The following is a 17,201-nucleotide window of genomic DNA, read 5'->3' on the forward strand; positions in this document are numbered from 1 at the left end:
AGGTGGTTCCTTCCGGACGTTTCTTTGCAGGATTCAAGTCTGCCATGTTTTGCAGGGGGTGGGATTTGGTGTTCGGGGGTGCCTGACACCCTGGCGGCGTACAACCGCTTCTCGCCCCTTGGGGGCGGCTCGGTGCAGGCGGCCGAGGGCTGCAGATTAGGTGCGTCGCCAATTCTTCACCTCTGAGTTGGTTTTGTGCATCTGCCCAGTCAGCCTTGGTCTCCAGGAAGGCCCTCTCCAACGCCAGCGCACAGATCCTTGCGGCGTCTCCGTCGGCAGCCCGCCCCTACGCCCCCGGACGATCACCAAGCGATCAAGGAGCGCCACTACAGCGCCATGAAGTCCCATGACGTGACCCATCACCTGCGCAGGGCGGAGCACCATCCAAACAACCAGGACGGTCACCAAGGATGAGAGCACCATGGCCACTATTCCAACCGGCCCCTCTGCCCACGGCAGGGCAGCCCCTGGCAGGCCGGCAAAAAGCCGCGCCACTGCCGCAACCAACCCAGCACAGGTCCCGGAGACAGCGATGGGCACCACCGCGAGCCAGGGAAGAAGTGTGGCCAAAGGTACGGCAATTGTGCCGAAAATCGTCACCGGAGCCACCAACGGGCCTGCTACCACGTTGGCAATCAGCGCGAATGTGGTGAACTGTGGCTGAAGTGCCACGATCACCGGGCCACACAGCAGCTGGGCAGACAACGGCACGGCAACCCCGGCAGCCAACCACCGTGGCACCCAGGAAGGGATCCACGACGCAATTCTCGCCGCCAGCAGCACAATTCCGAACGTCGCCAGAACCGAGAGGAGAAACCCCACGTTGGCCGCCATGGCCGGGTCCAACAGCAGCAGGATGGTTGTGGCGAGGCAGAGGAAGGACAAGGACCGTCCGCGCAGCCCACCCGCCAGGGCAGCCAGCCCCACTGTCCCCATGACTGCGGCCCGTAGGACGCTGGGATCCGGCCCCACCATGGTGACGAATGCCACCAGCCCGCACGCAGCAAAAGCCCCTGCTGCCGGGCGCGCCAACCGGAAGCACCGTGCCAACAAAATGAAGCCACCCAGAATGAGGCTGCAGTTGGCTCCCGAGACCGCCGTCAAGTGAGTCATTCCCGTAGTCTTCATTGCCGCCTCCAGGCTTTCCGGCAGCGCGCTGGTATCGCCCGTCACCATTCCAGGGAGCAGCCCGGACGCGTCCGGAGGCAGCCAGTCAGCAGCGGAGACAAACCCTTTCCGCACGTCGGCCGCTGCCTGTCGGGCATCGAACCCGGATCCGGTAACGACGGGGTCAGAGGACGCGCTGAGAAGCGCAGCTTCGGATTGCCCTTCCCGCACCTGTTTCAGCGTTCCGGTTGTTCTGACTCTCTGCCCCGCCCGTACATTCCGCCAGGCAGCACCGCCCGTCACAACGATGCCGGCAGTTCCACGTATCACGTTTCCCTTGGACGTGAGATGAATCAGACCCGCATCAACCATCCATCTGTCGTCACTTGAAGGCGCAGGTGAAGGCACCGGTGTGGGGCTGCCCGTAATGAGAAGGTGAACGACGACCCCCTCATCGGCGGACATCGCCGGGGCCAGTGGTCCGTTCTTACGGTTGTCGGCGATGACAGCACAATGAACCGCAACAGCGGCGCCCAGGACACACGCGAGGGCCAGGGTGGCCCACAGTGTTCGGGGCCGCACTCCGGACGGCCCCTGGCGATGCCCCACCACCAGGAACACTCCGCCAAACAAGCCCAGTGCAACCGCCACCACAGCCGACCAGACCGCATCCATGCGGCCACCTGCCAGCGCTGCAGACCACGTCACCACCACCATCGGCACGAGCCTCAGGTCTATGCGTTTTCCCGCTTCCGGACCTCCCACGGACTCAGCCACCCTCCACCGTCACAAGGTCTTTGAGGGACTCCATGAGCTTGGGCCCAATCCCATCAATGGCATCCAGTTCGTCCACCGAGGCGAACGGTCCATGGTCTTTCCGCCAGTCCAGAATCCGCTGGGCAGTGACGGGCCCCACCCGGGGCAATGTCCCCAACTCCTCCAAGGTGGCAGTGTTGATGTTGACCTTCGTGGCCCCGCCGCTGGAACTGCCAGTGCCAGTACTGCCAGCAATCGCAGACGGGGCGCCCTGCGGGGCTTCCCCCGCTACTGGAACGGCAACCTTGGCTCCATCGCTGAGCACCTCGGCAAGGTTCAGCCCGCCGAGTTCGGCGTTTGGCGCTGCACCCCCGGCGGCCTCAATGGCCTGGAAGACGCGGCTACCCAGCGGCAAAGTGACGACGCCGGGCTGCTGCACGGCCCCCGCCACGTGAACAATCAGGCTCCCCTGGGACTCCGAACCCACTGGTTGCGGCGATTCTGACGAACCCGGCACAACGGGGCCAACAGACGTGGAAGAATCCAACGGTTCTGATGTTGGCTGGCCCAGGGAAGACTGCCATAAATGCCACCCGATGAGGCCTGCCCCTACCACCGCCAGGAGTACCGCTACGCGCCAAGGGGCACGCCATCGAAGACGGGATCTGCGAAGGAGGTCTCCGGGGTCTTCCTCGTCGCCAACTGGAACAGAAGGATAATTGTCCGGCAACTCCAACAGCGGAGAAGCCAGGGTCTCTCCGGCCAATCGGGAGGTAAAGCGCTGCCGTGCTGCCGTCGCTGCGGCATCTGGGGACGAATCCCGGTTCCAGCGTGGCATGAAATGAGCTTATGGCCGGCGCCGCAGGGTCAGTCCGCCCCACATGGGCTATGTGGATAAACAGCCGGATGATCAGTCCGTTGGCGTGCTGCTCTCCCCCACAATGACAGCCAGAACCCCCAGGCCGGCATGAGCCGCCAGGACGGCAGGCAAGGCACTGATTTGCGGCGGCGGGCAGTCGGGGCATTTCTCGTTCAGCCGGGCGGCCAGGGCTTCGGCCTCCATCTGGTTGCCAAAGTGATGTACAGCCAGGCGTTGCTGTCCGGCCGGGCGGGAAGCAACATCCGCTGCAACGATCTCCTCCAAGCGAGCCACGGCGCGCACGGCGGACCTGACCTTTTCCAGCGGAACGATCTTGCCGCCGTCGACGGCCAGGATGGGCTTGATGGCGAGGACCGTACCCAACAGGGACGCTGCGGCACCGATCCGCCCACCACGGCGTAGCTGTTCCAGGCTGGGCACGTAGAAGTAGACCTTGGTGCGCTCCATGCGCCGCTCGGCGAAACCACGGACTTCGGCAGCCTCTTGCCCATCGGCAGCAGCAACCACGGCACTTTGGACCCCCATGCCCTGCGCCATGCCCACCGTGCGGGAGTCCACCACTTCCACCGGAATGCTGACGCGGGCCGCAGCCAGTCGGGCAGCATCGGCGGTTCCGGAGAGCTCGGACGAAATGTGGATGGAAACCACTGACTCGAAACCGCGACGCTGGGCAGCGAGGTAGGCCTGCTCGAATTGTCCGGGTGATGGCCGGGACGTTTTCACCGAGGCACCCGAGGCCAGGGCCAGCGATAAAGTCTGGGTGATGTCGTCTTCGCCCTCGCCATAAATTTCGTTCCCCACCATGACGGGCATGGGAACAACAGCGAGCCGTCCGTCGGCGGTAAAGGCCGAGACCCAGTCCGAGGGAAGCGCAGCCGCCGAATCCGTGACTACTGCTGTCTTGACGACGGCGGCCAACGGTACGTCAGCTGCTGGAACCGGCGCAGTGGGCTGCCTAAGGCGCGCCACTCTTTCCTTGAGCCATATCCATGCGGGTGGTTCTCGCTCAGGCACGCAACCTCCAAAGATGATGGCCGGCCGCCGGCAGACTGCCGGCGGCCGCATTGTCCCTGCTAGGCGGGGACGATGTTCACCAGTTTAGGTGCCCGGACGATCACGGTCCGGATGCCGCGACCGTCCATGGCACGCTGGACGTTTTCCGAAGCCAGGGCAAGTTCCCGCAAGGCGTCCTCAGTGATGTCAGGCGACACTTCCAGGCGATCGCGAACCTTGCCCTGCACCTGAACCACAGCGGTGACGGTATCCTGCACCAGCAATGCTTCGTCGTGCTTCGGCCAGCCTGCATTCGCTACGGAAGCAGGGTGGCCCAGGGTGTTCCACAGGTCCTCGGCTGTGTACGGAGCAAACAGGCTCAGGATGACCGCTACGGCTTCCACCGCTTCGCGTACGGCGGGGTCTGCGGCACCTGCGCCGGAATCAATGGTCTTGCGGGTCGCGTTCACCAACTCCATCAGGCGGGCCACCACGACGTTGAACTTGTTGTTGTCCAACAGTTCCGCGGCATCGGCGATGGTCTTGTGCGTGACAGTGCGCAGTACGCGGTCGCCAGCAGCCGGATCCACACCCGGCTCGCTGCTGACGTCCTGGCCAAGCCGCCAGGCCCGGGCCAGGAACTTGGCAGAACCCGACGGCGAAACGTCGGCCCAGTCGACGTCGTCTTCCGGTGGGGAGGCAAAGACCATGGTGAGGCGCACGGCGTCGACGCCGAACTTGTCCAACTGCTCGCCGAGGTCCACACCGTTGCCGAGGGACTTGCTCATGGCCTTGCCGCCGTTGAGCACCTGGCCCTGGTTGAGCAGCGCCGAGAACGGTTCATTGGTTTCGATCAGGCCGATGTCCTTGATGACCTTGGTGAAGAAGCGGGCGTACAGCAGGTGCAGGATGGCGTGCTCAACGCCACCTACGTACTGCCCGACCGGCATCCAGTTGTTGATCTTTTCAGGATCGAACGGGCCCTCGGTGTAGTCCGGGGACACGAAGCGCAGGAAGTACCAGGACGAGTCAACGAACGTATCCATGGTGTCGGTATCGCGCTGCGCAGCGCGGCCGCAGTTGGGGCACTCAACATTGACCCACTCGACGGCGGCGGCCAACGGGGAGGTCCCCTTGGGCGAGAGCGCCTCACCCCGCAGGTTATCGGGCAACCTGACGGGCAACTGGTCATCGGGGACGGGAACTTCGCCGCATTCGCCGCAGTGGATGATGGGGATGGGCGTACCCCAGAAACGCTGACGGCTCAGCAGCCAGTCACGCAAACGGAAGTTGACGAACTTCTCGCCGGTTCCCAGCTTCTCGAGGATCTCGATCGCTGCCGGAATGCCCTCGGACTTGGACAAGCCGTCCAAGTCGCCGGAGTTCTTCAGTGTGCCTTCGCCGGCAGTGGCCACGCCGGTCTCTGCGGGATCTTCGGCGCCTGTTTCCACCACTGCCCGGACGGGCAGGTTGAAGGCCTTGGCGAAGTCGAGGTCGCGCTGGTCATGCGCAGGCACGGCCATGATGGCACCCGTACCGTAGTCGGCCAACACGTAATCAGCGGCCCATACCGGGAGCTTCTCGCCGTTGAGCGGGTTGATGGCGTAACGGCCGGTGAAGACGCCGGTCTTCTCGCGTTCGGTGGACTGGCGCTCAATTTCGGAGAGCGCCTTGACCTTTTCGCGGTACGCCATAAGTTCGTCGTGCTGTTCCGGAGTCACCAGGTCCAGCGCCAGATGCGCATCTGCTGCAACAACGAAGAACGTTGCGCCATAGAGAGTGTCAGGACGGGTAGTGAAGACCGTGACTTCGCGCTCGGCACGCTCTTCCGTGGCTTCGATGACGAACCGCACGTGCGCGCCTTCAGAGCGGCCGATCCAGTTGCGCTGCATGGCCAGGACACGCTCGGGCCAGTGGCCTTGCAGCTGGTCCATGTCCTCCAGCAAGCGGTCAGCGTAGTCGGTGATCTTGAAGTACCACTGGTTCAGCGACTTCTTGGTGACGGGTGTGCCGCAGCGTTCACAGGCGCCGTTGACAACCTGTTCGTTCGCCAGGACGGTGAGGTCCTTGGGGCACCAGTTGACCGGCGAATCCTTGCGGTAGGCCAGGCCGCGCTCGTAGAAGCGCTTGAACAGCCACTGCGTCCACCGGTAGTACTCGGGATCCGAGGTGTGGATGCGCCGGGACCAGTCGGCGGAGATGGCGTATCGCTTGAACGACGCCGCCTGGGTGTCGATGTTCGCGTAGGTCCACTCGCTGGGGTGCGCGTTGCGCTTGATCGCGGCGTTCTCCGCGGGGAGGCCGAAAGAGTCCCAACCGATGGGGTGCAGGACGTCGAAGCCCTTCTGGCGCAGGTATCGCGCCACCACGTCGCCCATCGCGAATGCTTCGGCGTGGCCCATGTGCAGGTCACCGGAAGGGTAGGGGAACATGTCCAGCACGTAGCGCCGTTCCCGCGAACCGTCGTCGGCAGGCGTGAAGACCTTGAGGTCTTCCCAGACTTGCGGCCACTTGGCTTCCATCGCCGCGAAGCTGTAGACGCCCTCTTCAGGCGCTTCAGCTGCGGCTGTCTGTGCTGTTCCGGTCTCTGTCTCCGGCTGAACGCTCACTGCTGCCCTCTTCTGTTCTTCGATGGCGGTTTTGCCTCCTGCTGCGGTCCCGGATAGCCCCGGACACACAAAAGCCCCTCAACAATGGAGGGGCGGCCGCACGGCTGATAAAAGCCGGGCGGCTAGCTAAGCAGAAGGATCTCACGCATACCAATACCTTACCCCACCAAACCCGTGGGCCGGGTGCAAGACGTCCGTACGCCCAAGAGGTTCCGGGGACTCCGCGCCATAGTGTGGTGGGCACCGCGAAGCGGGCGGGCGGGAGTCCCCGGAACCTCTGTCGAGGTCAGACTACTTAACGTCCTCGTCGACCCAGTCCATTGATTTGGTCACTGCCTTCTTCCAGAGCCGCAGCTGACGCTCCTGCTCTTCTGCCGGCAGCTGCGGTTCCCAGCGCTTGTCTTCGTTCCAGTTGGCGCTGAGCTCACCCAGGTCCTTCCAGAATCCGACGGCGAGACCCGCCGCGTAGGCAGCGCCGAGGGCCGTGGTTTCCACCACCTTGGGACGGACCACCGGTACGCCCAGGATGTCTGCCTGGAACTGCATGAGTGCCTCGTTGGCGACCATGCCGCCGTCGACCTTCAACTCGGTGAGCGGAACACCCGAGTCCGCGTTGACGGCGTCCAGCACCTCGCGGGTCTGGAAGGCAGTTGCTTCCAGCGCGGCGCGGGCAATGTGGCCCTTGTTGGCGAAACGGGTCAGGCCGACGATGGCGCCGCGGGCGTCCGCGCGCCAGTACGGCGCGAAGAGGCCGGAGAAGGCGGGGACGATGTACACGCCACCGTTGTCCTTGACACCCGCAGCCAAGTCCTCAACTTCCGGAGCGGAGCTGATCATGCCCAGGTTGTCGCGGAGCCACTGGATCAAGGAACCGGTGACCGCGATGGAACCTTCCAGGGCGTAGTGCGGCTTGGCGTCGCCCAGCTTGTATCCCAACGTGGTGAGGAGGCCGTTCTTGGAGTGAACAATTTCCTCGCCAGTGTTGAAGATCAGGAAGCAGCCTGTGCCGTAGGTGTTCTTCGCTTCGCCGGCCTGGAAGGCTGCCTGGCCGAAGGTGGCCGCCTGCTGGTCGCCCAGGATGCCTGCTACCGGAGTTTCCCGAAGGAGCTGGGAGGTGTGGACCTGGCCGTAGACCTCGGAGGAGGACTTGATGGCCGGCATCATGGAGGCCGGAACGCCAAAGACGTCCAGGATTTCCTGGTCCCATTGGAGCGTCTCGAGGTCCATGAAGAGGGTGCGGGATGCGTTGGTGACATCGGTGACATGGACGCCGCCGTCCACACCTCCGGTCAGGTTCCACAGAACCCAGGCATCGGTGTTGCCGAACAGGAGGTCGCCGGCTTCCGCACGTTCGCGGGCACCGTCGACGTTGTCCAGGATCCACTTGATCTTGGTGCCGGAGAAGTAGGTGGCCAGTGGCAGGCCCACCTTTTGCTTGAAGCGTTCGAGCCCGCCGTCCTGGGCCAACTGGTCCACGATCGGCTGGGTGCGGGTGTCCTGCCAGACGATGGCGTTATAGACAGCCTCACCGGTGTTCTTGTCCCAGACAACCGCAGTTTCACGCTGGTTGGTGATTCCGACGGCGGCGATGTCGTGCCGCGTCAGGTTCGCCTTGGACAGGGCGGAGGCAATAACTTCCCGGGTGTTGTTCCAGATTTCGGCGGGGTTGTGCTCAACCCAGCCAGCCTGCGGGAAGATCTGCTCGTGTTCCATCTGGCCGGTGGAGACGATGTTGCCGGAGTGGTCGAACACGATGGCGCGGGAGCTGGTGGTGCCCTGATCAATGGCGATGACGTATTGATTCATGGTGACGTCCTTGTCTTAGTGATGGTCGTTGCTGGTTACTCAGTGGTGATTGAGGGTGTGTGCGGTTGGTACGGGCAGGATCAGCCGGCGACCGCAGGCATGATGTCGGGAACCCACAGAGCTACGACGCCCGCAAGTGCGCCGCCAACCAGCGGTCCAACAATGGGGATCCAGGAGTAGGCCCAGTCGCTGCTGCCCTTGCCCTTGATGGGAAGGAGGGCGTGCGCGATGCGGGGGCCGAGGTCACGTGCAGGGTTGATGGCGTAACCGGTGGGGCCACCGAGGGAAACGCCGATACCGACAACGAGCAGTGCCACGGCCAGCGGGCCGAGTCCTGAGGGGGTACCGCCGAAGGTCAGGATGACGAAGACCAGGACGAAAGTGCCGATGATCTCTGTGACGAGGTTCCACGGGGTGGAACGGATGGCGGGACCGGTGGAGAAAGTACCCAGCTTGTTGGCTGCCAGGGGTTCTTCATCGAAGTGCTGCTTGTATGCGAGCCAGCAGACAACCGCACCCAGGAAGGCACCCAGCAGTTCAGCGCCGAAGTACGTCAGGGTGGACGCGAAGGTGACGGCTACGTCCGGGGCATACTCTGCCTTGCCGTTGACCAGCAGGCCCAACGTCACGGCCGGGTTCAGGTGCGCACCGGACTTTGCAGCCACGAAAACGCCCGCGAAGACCGCAATACCCCAGCCCCACGTCACCATCAAGAATCCAGCGTTGTTGCCCTTGGTGCCTTTGAGCGCAACGTTTGCCACGACGCCGCAACCCAACAGGGTCAGCATCATGGTTCCGAATACTTCGGAAAGGAAAACAATTCCAAGAGACATCTTTGACTCCTCATTTTTCTGTTATCAGCCCCCTCGCGGGTGAAGAGGCCGTTTGGGACGGTTCCGCTCTCCGGAACCGTCCCGGTGTGGTGGTCCCCTGTCGGGCCCACCTACCCCATTCCGCCCCTGCCGCACGTTGGGACGGTCAAGCTGTTTCCGCTACTTGGGCTCAGGCTACGAGACTGTGCACGTCAACCTTGTGGAACCGCTGCAGTACTTCCTGGGCGTGGCGGATTTCTGCTTCACGGGCGGCAGCATCCCAGCCGAGCGGTTCGGCCAAGGCGGCGGCAATTTCGTTCAGCAGCTCACCGGTGACCAAGCCACGGAACGCCAGGGACGTCCTGCGGATAAGGACGTCCACCAAGTGCCCGATCTGCTCATGCTCGGCCATGAACTCCAACTCACGGACGCTGAGTTCACGCGTTGACCGCAATGGCTGGTCATGGCCTGCGTTGAGGTACGCGATGACCGCGTCAGCCCGCGTACCGTAGCGGGTCAGCAGCCCGGCAACCCGGTCAGCGTCCAGGCCCGGACCCATGTGCTTCTTGATCCATTCCTGTTCGCCCTGTTCAGTGGCAGGGAAGCCGGCGCCGCCGCCGATGGCGAGTTTCGCCGTCGAGACTTTGCGTTCCATGCCGAGTTCACGCAGGACGTCGTTGGTCATGTGCTCGGCCAGGGCGCGGAACGTTGTCCACTTGCCGCCTACCAAGCTGAGTACGACGGCGGCCTTACCGCCTGGCGTGGCTACCGCACCATCGCCGGTGCGGACGCTGCGCTCGATCCGGTAGTCCCTGGAAACGAAGCCGGGCTGGGTTTCGTCGTGGCGGGGCAACGGACGGACGCCGGCGAAGCTGTAGACAATCTGGTCCCGCTCCACCTTGATGGTGGGGAACACGTGTCCTACCAGGTCGAAGAAGTAGTCGATCTCTTCTTCGGTGCACACGGCGTCTTCGGACATGTCCGCGTCGACGTCGGTGGTGCCCACCAGGACGCGGTCGCCCATCGGGTAGATGAGGACGATGCGGCCGTCGGTGTGTTCGAAGAAGATCTCCCTGCCGTTGCAGGCGGCAAGAAGTTCCGGGTGGTCAAGGACAATGTGGGAGCCCTTGGTTCCGCCCATGAACTTGCTGACGGCACCCATGGCCTGGTTGGTGAGATCCACCCAGGCGCCTGTGGTGTTGACGATCACGTCTGCCTGGAATTCAAATTCCTTGCCGGTCAGTTCATCGCGGAGGAGAACCCCGTCCGCGCCCATGGAAACGAGTGACACATAGTTGCTGGCGCGGGCGCTTCCACCGGGAAGTCCGCCGCCCAGGCCTGCCTTCTCGCCATCCTGAAGGACATCGAGGGTCAGGCGTTCGGGGTTGTGGACCGAGGCATCAAAGTAGGTTGCCGCGTACTTGATCCCCGAGTGCAGCTTGGGAAGCTCGGCCAGGGCCCGGGTCCTTCCACGGAACTGGTGGCGGGGCACACTTCCTCCGTCACGGGAGAAGAAGTCATACATGCTCAGGCCAACCTTGATGAGGAATGCGCCGCGTTCCTTGGGCTTGCCCTGCTTGTGGGTGAGGAAACGCATGGGTGCGGAAAGGATTCCGGAGAAGGTGCTGAAGATGGGGATGGTGGTCTGGAGCGGCTTGACGTAGTGCGGTGCAATGCGCAGGAGCCGGTTGCGCTCCACCACGGATTCCTGGACCAGGCGGAACTCGCCATTTTCGAGATAGCGGATGCCACCGTGGATCATGTGCGAGGAAGCACCACTGGCACCTTGGCAGTAGTCGCCGCGTTCAACAAGCGCCACATCCACACCTTGCAGGGCCAGGTCGCGGAACGTTCCTACACCGTTGATGCCGCCGCCAATGATAAGTACCTTGGCCGAGGGCCGCTCCTGCAGCGCAACGACGGAGTCGCGCTCTGTGTGCTGTGAGGTACCGGAAATCCTGTTGTGTCCCAAAACTGCTCCCTTGGGCTTGGTTCGTGCGCCGCGCCACTCGCTGCTGCACCGTTCACCACTAATCTTGCGAAGGTGGAAAATGGAGTCAAGCTATTTGCACAAACGTGCAGGAAGGAAATGAGATGGCACGATCACGTCACTCGGATGCGCTCCGGGCTGCACAGATGTATTACCTTCAGGACCTGACCATGGACGCCATCGCCCGGGAGCTGAGAACGTCCCGGTCCACGGTGTCCCGGCTGCTGTCCTCGGCACGCGAAACCGGCCTTGTGCAGGTACAGATCAGGAGCCCTTTTGACACCGGACCCGAACTGGAGAGCCAGATCCGCAACCAATATGGAGTGGACGTCCATGTGGTTCCTGTGTTGGACACGCTCAACGAAGCAGAGACCCTGGACCGCGTTGCCATGCAGGCCGCGCGAACAATAGGCCCCTTGGTGGACTCGAACGCCATCATCGGCGTGGCCTGGGGCGCGACGCTGAGTGCGGTCAGCCGGCATCTCACGCGGAAGGTGACGCACGACAGCATTGTGGTCCAGCTCAACGGTGCTGGAAACATGCAAACCACCGGCATTACCTACGCCAGCGACATCATGCGCCGCTTCGGCAGCGCCTACGGTGCACGCGTTGAGCAGTTCCCTGTTCCGGCATTCTTTGATCATGCATCCACCAAGACGGCCATGTGGAATGAGCGCAGCGTTCAACGCATTCTTGATCTGCAGGCCCGCATGAGCATCGCTATTTTCGGCGTGGGTTCGGTGGATTCGGACTATCCCAGCCACGTCTATGCCGGCGGTTACCTCGATGAACGCGACCTCACCATGCTGGCCGCCGATGACGTGGTGGGCGACGTCGCCACCGTATTTTTCCGCAGCGATGGATCGTCGGACGGCATCACCCTCAACGAACGGTCCACGGGCCCCAGCCATGAGCAATTGCGGCAAGTCAGGCGCCGCATTTGCGTGGTGTCCGGTGCCTCCAAGATCAATGGACTCCAGGGAGCACTGGCCGCCGGGCTGGCCACGGACCTCATTTTGGACGAAGCCTCGGCCCGGCGACTTGTCAGTTTCAATGGCCACTCCTGAAGCATTCGTGCAAGGAATGGGTAGAGTCTTTGCTATGAGATTCCCGTCCCGGCAGACATTGAACAACGGCGTACAGATGGACAGCCTGGGATACGGACTCTATAAAGTGCCCCCGAAGGACGCCGAGGCCCTGGTAGCCACAGCCCTGGGTGAGGGGTATCGGCGCTTCGATACGGCCGCGATGTACGGCAACGAAGTCGGCGTCGGACGAGCCATCGGCGGCGCAGTCGGAGATGCCGCGGAAGCAAACAGGGGAACGGGCGGTTCCGGAGAATCCGTTCACACCCTGGCACGGGAGGACCTCTTCGTCACCACCAAGGTCTGGAACGATGACCACGGCTACGACGCCACCCTTCGCGCCTTCGACACGTCCATCTCAAACCTTGGGCTCGACTACGTGGATCTTTACCTCATTCACTGGCCCTGCCCCCGACGTGGACTGTTGGTGGAGACGTGGAAAGCCATGGAGACCTTGTACAGGGAAGGCAAAATCCGGGCCATTGGTGTTTCCAACTTCCAACCCGGCCACCTGGACGATTTGATGCAGAAGGCCGAAGTAGTCCCGGCCGTCAACCAAATCGAGCTGCACCCCTGGTTGCAGCAGACCAGGTTGCGCACCTTGCACGAACAACTCGGTATACGCACTGAGGCGTGGAGCCCACTCGGCAGAGGGCAGGTACTGGCAGATCCGGCCATCATCCGCCTGGCGGAGAAGTACGGCAGGACTCCTGCGCAGGTTGTTCTCCGCTGGCATCTCCAACTGGGGAACCTGGTCATCCCGAAAGCAAGCTCTGCAGGCCGTATCAAAGAGAACTTCGCCGTTTTTGATTTCGAACTCGACGCCACGGACATGGACGGCATCGCAGGGCTTGAGCGGCACCATCGAACCGGATCGCATCCGGACAACGTGAATTAGGAACAGCTGCATGGAAAAAGTGGACACCGCCAACTCCCCCGAAGGAACACAGGCCCCTGGCACATTCTTCAGCGAAGCCCTTCCAGGGCGGACTGTAGCTTCGGACATTGATGTTGACGGCAGCAACGTGGCGTATTGGACGTACGAACCGGTCACCGTCACCCCCAAAACCCGTACCATCCTGGTGATCCACGGATTCCGGGGAGACCACCACGGGTTGCTCCGGGTGGCCGACCAGCTCCCGGAAATGCGGATCATCATGCCGGACCTGCCGGCCTTCGGAAGCTCCGATCCGTTCGTTGATGATGAGCACACTGTTGAACGCTACGGTCAGTTCATTTCCAGCTTCATGGCAGCGCTCGGCCTCGGGCCAAAGACCGTGTTGCTGGGTCACTCCTTCGGCTCGATCGTCGCCAGCCACTTCGCAGCGACGCACCCACACGCCATCTACCCGCTGATCCTGATCAACCCCATTGCGGCGCCCGCGCTGGAGGGTCCAAAGGGCATCATGACCAAGCTCGCTGTGCTGTACTACCAGGCGTCGGCCAGGCTTCCGCGCCCCCTGGGACTCGCAATCCTTCGCAACCGGGCAATCGTGCGCATCATGAGCATCACCATGGCCAAAACCAAGGACAAAGCCCTGCGCCGTTTCATCCACGGCCAGCACGACGCCTACTTCAGCGCCTTCGCCGACAGGAAGAGCCTGCTGGAATCCTTCAAGGCCTCCGTCTCAGGACACGTGGCCGAGGTTGCCGAACAACTCACCCTCCCGGTGCTCCTTGTGGCCGGTGAAAAAGATGAGATCGCCACCCTTCCCAACCAGTACAAACTCATGGAGCGCCTTCCGGACGCGAGGCTGGAAGTCATTCCCGGCGTCGGGCACTTAATCCACTATGAGACGCCGGTCCCGGCGGCAGAAGCCATCCGCACCTTCCTGGAGGAACATCCCGCGTGAAAATTGTCATCGACGCCCGCTTTACCAGGACGGACCACCACGATGGCATCAGCCGCTACGGTTCAAGCCTCATAGCCGCAACATCCAAAATCGCCGACGTCACCATGCTGATCAGCGATAAGCGCCAACTTGCCCTGCTGCCGGACGTCCCCTACGTGCTCGTCAACAGCCCATTGTCACCCGTCGAACTCTTCGTAGCCCGCAAGGTCAATCCCCTCAACGCCGATGTGGTGGTGTGCCCCATGCAGACCATGGGCACCTTCGGCCGCCGGTACGGACTGGTGCTCACACTCCACGACCTCATTTACTACCAGCACCCGACACCCCCTGGCTTCCTGCCCGCACCCGTGCGTTTGCTGTGGAGGCTGTACCACAAGGCCTACTGGCCGCAGCGTCTCCTGCTGAACCGAGCGGATATCGTGGCCACCATCAGCCGAACCACTGAAGCGTTGATGGCCAAATACAAACTGACCAAACGGCCCGTCCGGATAGTCGGCAATGCCCCTCAGCCGGGTCAGTCGCCGCGCGATCCTGGCTCCGGCGCAGATAAAACCCTTCTCTACATGGGTTCGTTCATGCCGTACAAGAACGTAGAGACGATGATTCGGGGAATGGCCGGATTGCACGATTACACCCTGCACTTGCTCAGCCGCATCACCCCGCAACGTCAGTCTGAACTTGAGGCTATGGTTCCCACCGGAGCCAAGGTCCAGTTCCACAACGGCGTCACCGACGCCCAGTACGACGAACTGCTGCTGAGGGCAACTGCCCTGATCAGTCTCTCCCGCGCTGAGGGGTATGGCTTGCCGTTGGTGGAAGCCATGGCACTGGGAACCCCTGTCATTGCCAGCGACATTCCGATCTTCCGTGAAGTGGGCGGAGACGCTGTCAGCTATGTGGACCCCGGATCACCTACGGAGTTCGCCGGCGCTGTGGCTGAGCTCGGTGACGACGCTCTCTGGCAGCAGCGCTCCCGCCAGTCCGTTAAGCGGGCATCCGAATTCACCTGGGACGAGTCGGCGCGGCAACTGCTTGCTGCAGCCGAGGAAGTCGTGGCACTGCGCAAACGCCGGGCCTAGGGATCCCCTAGAGGACGTCCACGCCGTCCAGGCGAAGTTGTACCGGACCCGACGTGCGCTTGGCGGCGCTGGCGGCCTTCACAGCCCGCAGGGCACGCGTGGCTTCAGCAGCGTCGCCGTACGGCAGGAAATACAACGTCCGGACGTCCTCATCTGCCTCGCTGGAGGCACCCTGCGAGGCCCCTGGGTAAAGCTGAACCGGCGCAGGACCGGCCTTCCGGAGCTTGTTGCCCGACGGCAACGTCGCGGTAGCTTCAAAAGCATCGGCGAAATGCCCGACGTCGGCCCTGGTCCCGGTAATTGACGCCACCCGCACCGCTGGGGGCAAATGGAGTTCCTTCCTCAGCGCCAGTTCCCGTGATGCGAAGCCCGGCGCGTCCCAGCGCAGCAGCGCACCCGTGGCGACGGTATCGTCAGCCGTGATCACCACGAGGCCCCCCTCGTGGGCAGGTTTGACCAAGGCAGCGGCATTGAACCAACGCCTGACAGTGTCCTCCCCCGCCCGGAGGTTTTCCCTCCGGAGCAGCGAGTTGCCGTCCAACAGCAGAGCGGCAGCATAGCCCCCTGGAGCCACCGGCTCGGCTCCCACGGTTGCCACCACAAGGGCAGCAGTATCGGGAACTGTTGCCTTAATGTGTTCACCGGAGGAAGTCACCACAGCCTTGCCAGGGAACGCACGGCCCAATTCCTCTGCGGTGCGCATGACGCCGACTGCGCCACGACGCAGCCGGGTTCCGCTGCAGTGGGTGCATCTCCACTGTGGCGCCGGTGTGGAGCACCACCTGCACGCAGGTATGGCGGAGCCGCTGGAAACCGCCAGCGGCCCCTGGCAGGCGTTGCAGCGGGCCAGTTCCCGGCACGTCTCGCAGACCAGCGACGGCGCATATCCAGCGCGTGCCACCTGGACCAGGACAGGCCCGCGCTCCAAGCCTTCCTTGGCCGCACGCCACGCCGAGCCCGGCAAACGGGCGATCCGTGCCAGGGGATCCCGTTCCTGTTCGAAACTGTCGGCGGTGTTCAAGACCCGCGGAACAGTCGAACGCACCACGTTTCGTGGCGCTTCAATGGCTACGGCCCAGTGCATCTCGACCAGACGCTGGAGTTCGGTGCTGCGGCTGTGGGAAGCCATGAGGCACGCGGCGTTCTCCTGCTCGGCACGCAGCAGCAAAACTTCCCGGGAGTGCGCGTACGGTGCCCGTTGCTCAATGTGGAGATCGTCACCGTCATCCCAGCACACCACCAGGCCAAGGTCGCGTACAGGCGCATAGGCAGCCGAACGTGTGCCGATGGCTACCCCGGCGGATCCATTCAGCAGCCGAAGGAAGTTCCGGTAACGGGGCGTCTGCCCGTCGTCCGCGGTGAGCCGTGCGACGTCGGACTTCGGCAGGACCCTCTCCAGGGCGGCTTCCAGTTGCTCCAAGTCCCGGTAGTCAGGCACGACCACCACGGCGCCCCGTCCCGAGGACCGCACCGCAGCAACGGCGGAAGCAACAAGTGCGGGCCACCCGTCCGGACCGAAACCCTGAAGCGCCGTGAGGACAGCCTTCGGCGAGCCGCCACTGGCGAGGTGCTGCAAATAGGAGGCCCCGTTGGAGTACGAAGCCCATGCGTGGGCATCACTGTCCGGCGCCGGATCCACCACGGCCTCATCTGAATCTCCGGACAGCAACTCCTTCTCCACCTTGGCGATACGGGGAGGAACAGCAGTCCGAAGGACATCGCTCAGTGTTCCGGCGTACCTGGCAGCAACCCTGGCCGCGAGCTCTGCAATGGCCGGGGTAAGGACAGCTACCGGCGAGACGACTTTGTGCAGGGCCGTCAACGGGTGAGCCGCGTCGGAGGTCGCGCGCCGCTCTGTGATGTAGCCGTTGAGTTCCTGGCCGTTGAACTTGACCTTGGCCCTGACCCCGGGGGCAGCCGCTTCGGCCAGCACAGCTGGAACACTGTAATCGAAGGGCCGGTCCAGGTGGGGCAGGGAGGACTCCAGAACCACGCGGGCAACGGGGTCCGTTTCTGCCAGGGGCGGGCCGTTGACGGGCAGGCGGTCCGGGAAACCTTGCAGCAGCGAGGGTTGAAGCAGGGACGGCTGGGCCTCGGGTCCTGCCATGCACTTCACCTCCAACTCATCAAGCGGAAAACCGCTGCGCGTCACCAACGCAGATGCCCGCAGCAGGATGGAACCCGCTGCGGGCATCTCACTGGCACCAGCCAATCACGGGCCACCGACAAAG

General features: G+C 63.2%; 12 protein-coding genes. 4 read left to right on the forward strand and 8 right to left on the reverse strand.

Going from position 1 to position 17,201, the window contains the following annotated elements:
* Window positions 1-156 precede the first annotated feature (156 nt).
* The 7 genes from AYX22_RS11810 to AYX22_RS11840 all read right to left on the reverse strand — a co-directional run bounded on the left by AYX22_RS11810 (window position 157) and on the right by AYX22_RS11840 (window position 10,935).
* Entirely contained in the window at window positions 157-1,884 is a 1,728-nt protein-coding gene (locus AYX22_RS11810) for a ComEC/Rec2 family competence protein (RefSeq protein WP_242703315.1), read from the reverse strand.
* The gene (locus AYX22_RS11815) at window positions 1,877-2,701 is read right to left on the reverse strand and encodes a helix-hairpin-helix domain-containing protein (RefSeq protein WP_207593647.1); all 825 of its coding nucleotides are present in this window, start codon (window positions 2,699-2,701) and stop codon (window positions 1,877-1,879) included. The genes AYX22_RS11810 and AYX22_RS11815 overlap by 8 nt, the downstream gene beginning before the upstream one ends.
* Window positions 2,702-2,773: 72 nt before the next feature.
* Entirely contained in the window at window positions 2,774-3,808 is a 1,035-nt protein-coding gene (locus AYX22_RS11820; protein ID WP_207593648.1) for a DegV family protein, read from the reverse strand.
* Window positions 3,809-3,816: 8 nt separating this feature from the next.
* Entirely contained in the window at window positions 3,817-6,345 is a 2,529-nt protein-coding gene (gene leuS, locus AYX22_RS11825; RefSeq protein ID WP_207593649.1) for a leucine--tRNA ligase, read from the reverse strand.
* Window positions 6,346-6,636: 291 nt separating this feature from the next.
* The gene (gene glpK / locus AYX22_RS11830) at window positions 6,637-8,151 is read right to left on the reverse strand and encodes a glycerol kinase GlpK (RefSeq protein WP_207593650.1); all 1,515 of its coding nucleotides are present in this window, start codon (window positions 8,149-8,151) and stop codon (window positions 6,637-6,639) included.
* 80 nt (window positions 8,152-8,231) lie between these two features.
* Window positions 8,232-8,984, reverse strand: coding sequence for an MIP/aquaporin family protein (locus tag AYX22_RS11835; RefSeq protein WP_207593651.1), 753 nt, complete (start codon window positions 8,982-8,984; stop codon window positions 8,232-8,234).
* A gap of 169 nt (window positions 8,985-9,153) precedes the next feature.
* On the reverse strand, window positions 9,154-10,935 hold the full coding sequence (locus AYX22_RS11840) for a glycerol-3-phosphate dehydrogenase/oxidase (protein WP_207593652.1): 1,782 nt from the start codon (window positions 10,933-10,935) through the stop codon (window positions 9,154-9,156).
* A 122-nt stretch (window positions 10,936-11,057) separates the two neighbouring features.
* Between AYX22_RS11840 and AYX22_RS11845 the strand changes: the two genes are divergently transcribed.
* The 4 genes from AYX22_RS11845 to AYX22_RS11860 are packed head-to-tail and all read left to right on the forward strand — an operon-like array spanning window position 11,058 to window position 14,970.
* On the forward strand, window positions 11,058-12,020 hold the full coding sequence (locus AYX22_RS11845) for a sugar-binding domain-containing protein (RefSeq protein ID WP_207593653.1): 963 nt from the start codon (window positions 11,058-11,060) through the stop codon (window positions 12,018-12,020).
* Window positions 12,021-12,054: 34 nt separating this feature from the next.
* Window positions 12,055-12,936 (forward strand): aldo/keto reductase, encoded by an 882-nt coding sequence (locus tag AYX22_RS11850; RefSeq protein ID WP_207593654.1) that lies wholly within the window; start codon window positions 12,055-12,057, stop codon window positions 12,934-12,936.
* Window positions 12,937-12,946: 10 nt separating this feature from the next.
* Window positions 12,947-13,891: an alpha/beta hydrolase gene (locus tag AYX22_RS11855; RefSeq protein WP_207593655.1), complete on the forward strand. Its 945-nt coding sequence runs from the start codon at window positions 12,947-12,949 to the stop codon at window positions 13,889-13,891.
* Window positions 13,888-14,970 carry a glycosyltransferase family 1 protein gene (locus AYX22_RS11860; protein WP_207593656.1) on the forward strand — a complete coding sequence of 361 codons (1,083 nt, stop codon included), beginning with the start codon at window positions 13,888-13,890 and terminating at the stop codon, window positions 14,968-14,970. Before AYX22_RS11855 ends, AYX22_RS11860 begins: the two co-directional genes overlap by 4 nt.
* A gap of 7 nt (window positions 14,971-14,977) precedes the next feature.
* Here AYX22_RS11860 and AYX22_RS11865 read toward each other — a convergent pair whose 3' ends face one another.
* Window positions 14,978-17,077, reverse strand: a complete 2,100-nt coding sequence (locus tag AYX22_RS11865) for a primosomal protein N' (protein ID WP_207593657.1) — start codon at window positions 17,075-17,077, stop codon at window positions 14,978-14,980.
* Window positions 17,078-17,201: the final 124 nt, after the last annotated feature.

Origin of the sequence: Arthrobacter sp. D5-1 (genome assembly GCF_017357425.1) — a bacterium.
Taxonomy (GTDB): domain Bacteria; phylum Actinomycetota; class Actinomycetes; order Actinomycetales; family Micrococcaceae; genus Arthrobacter.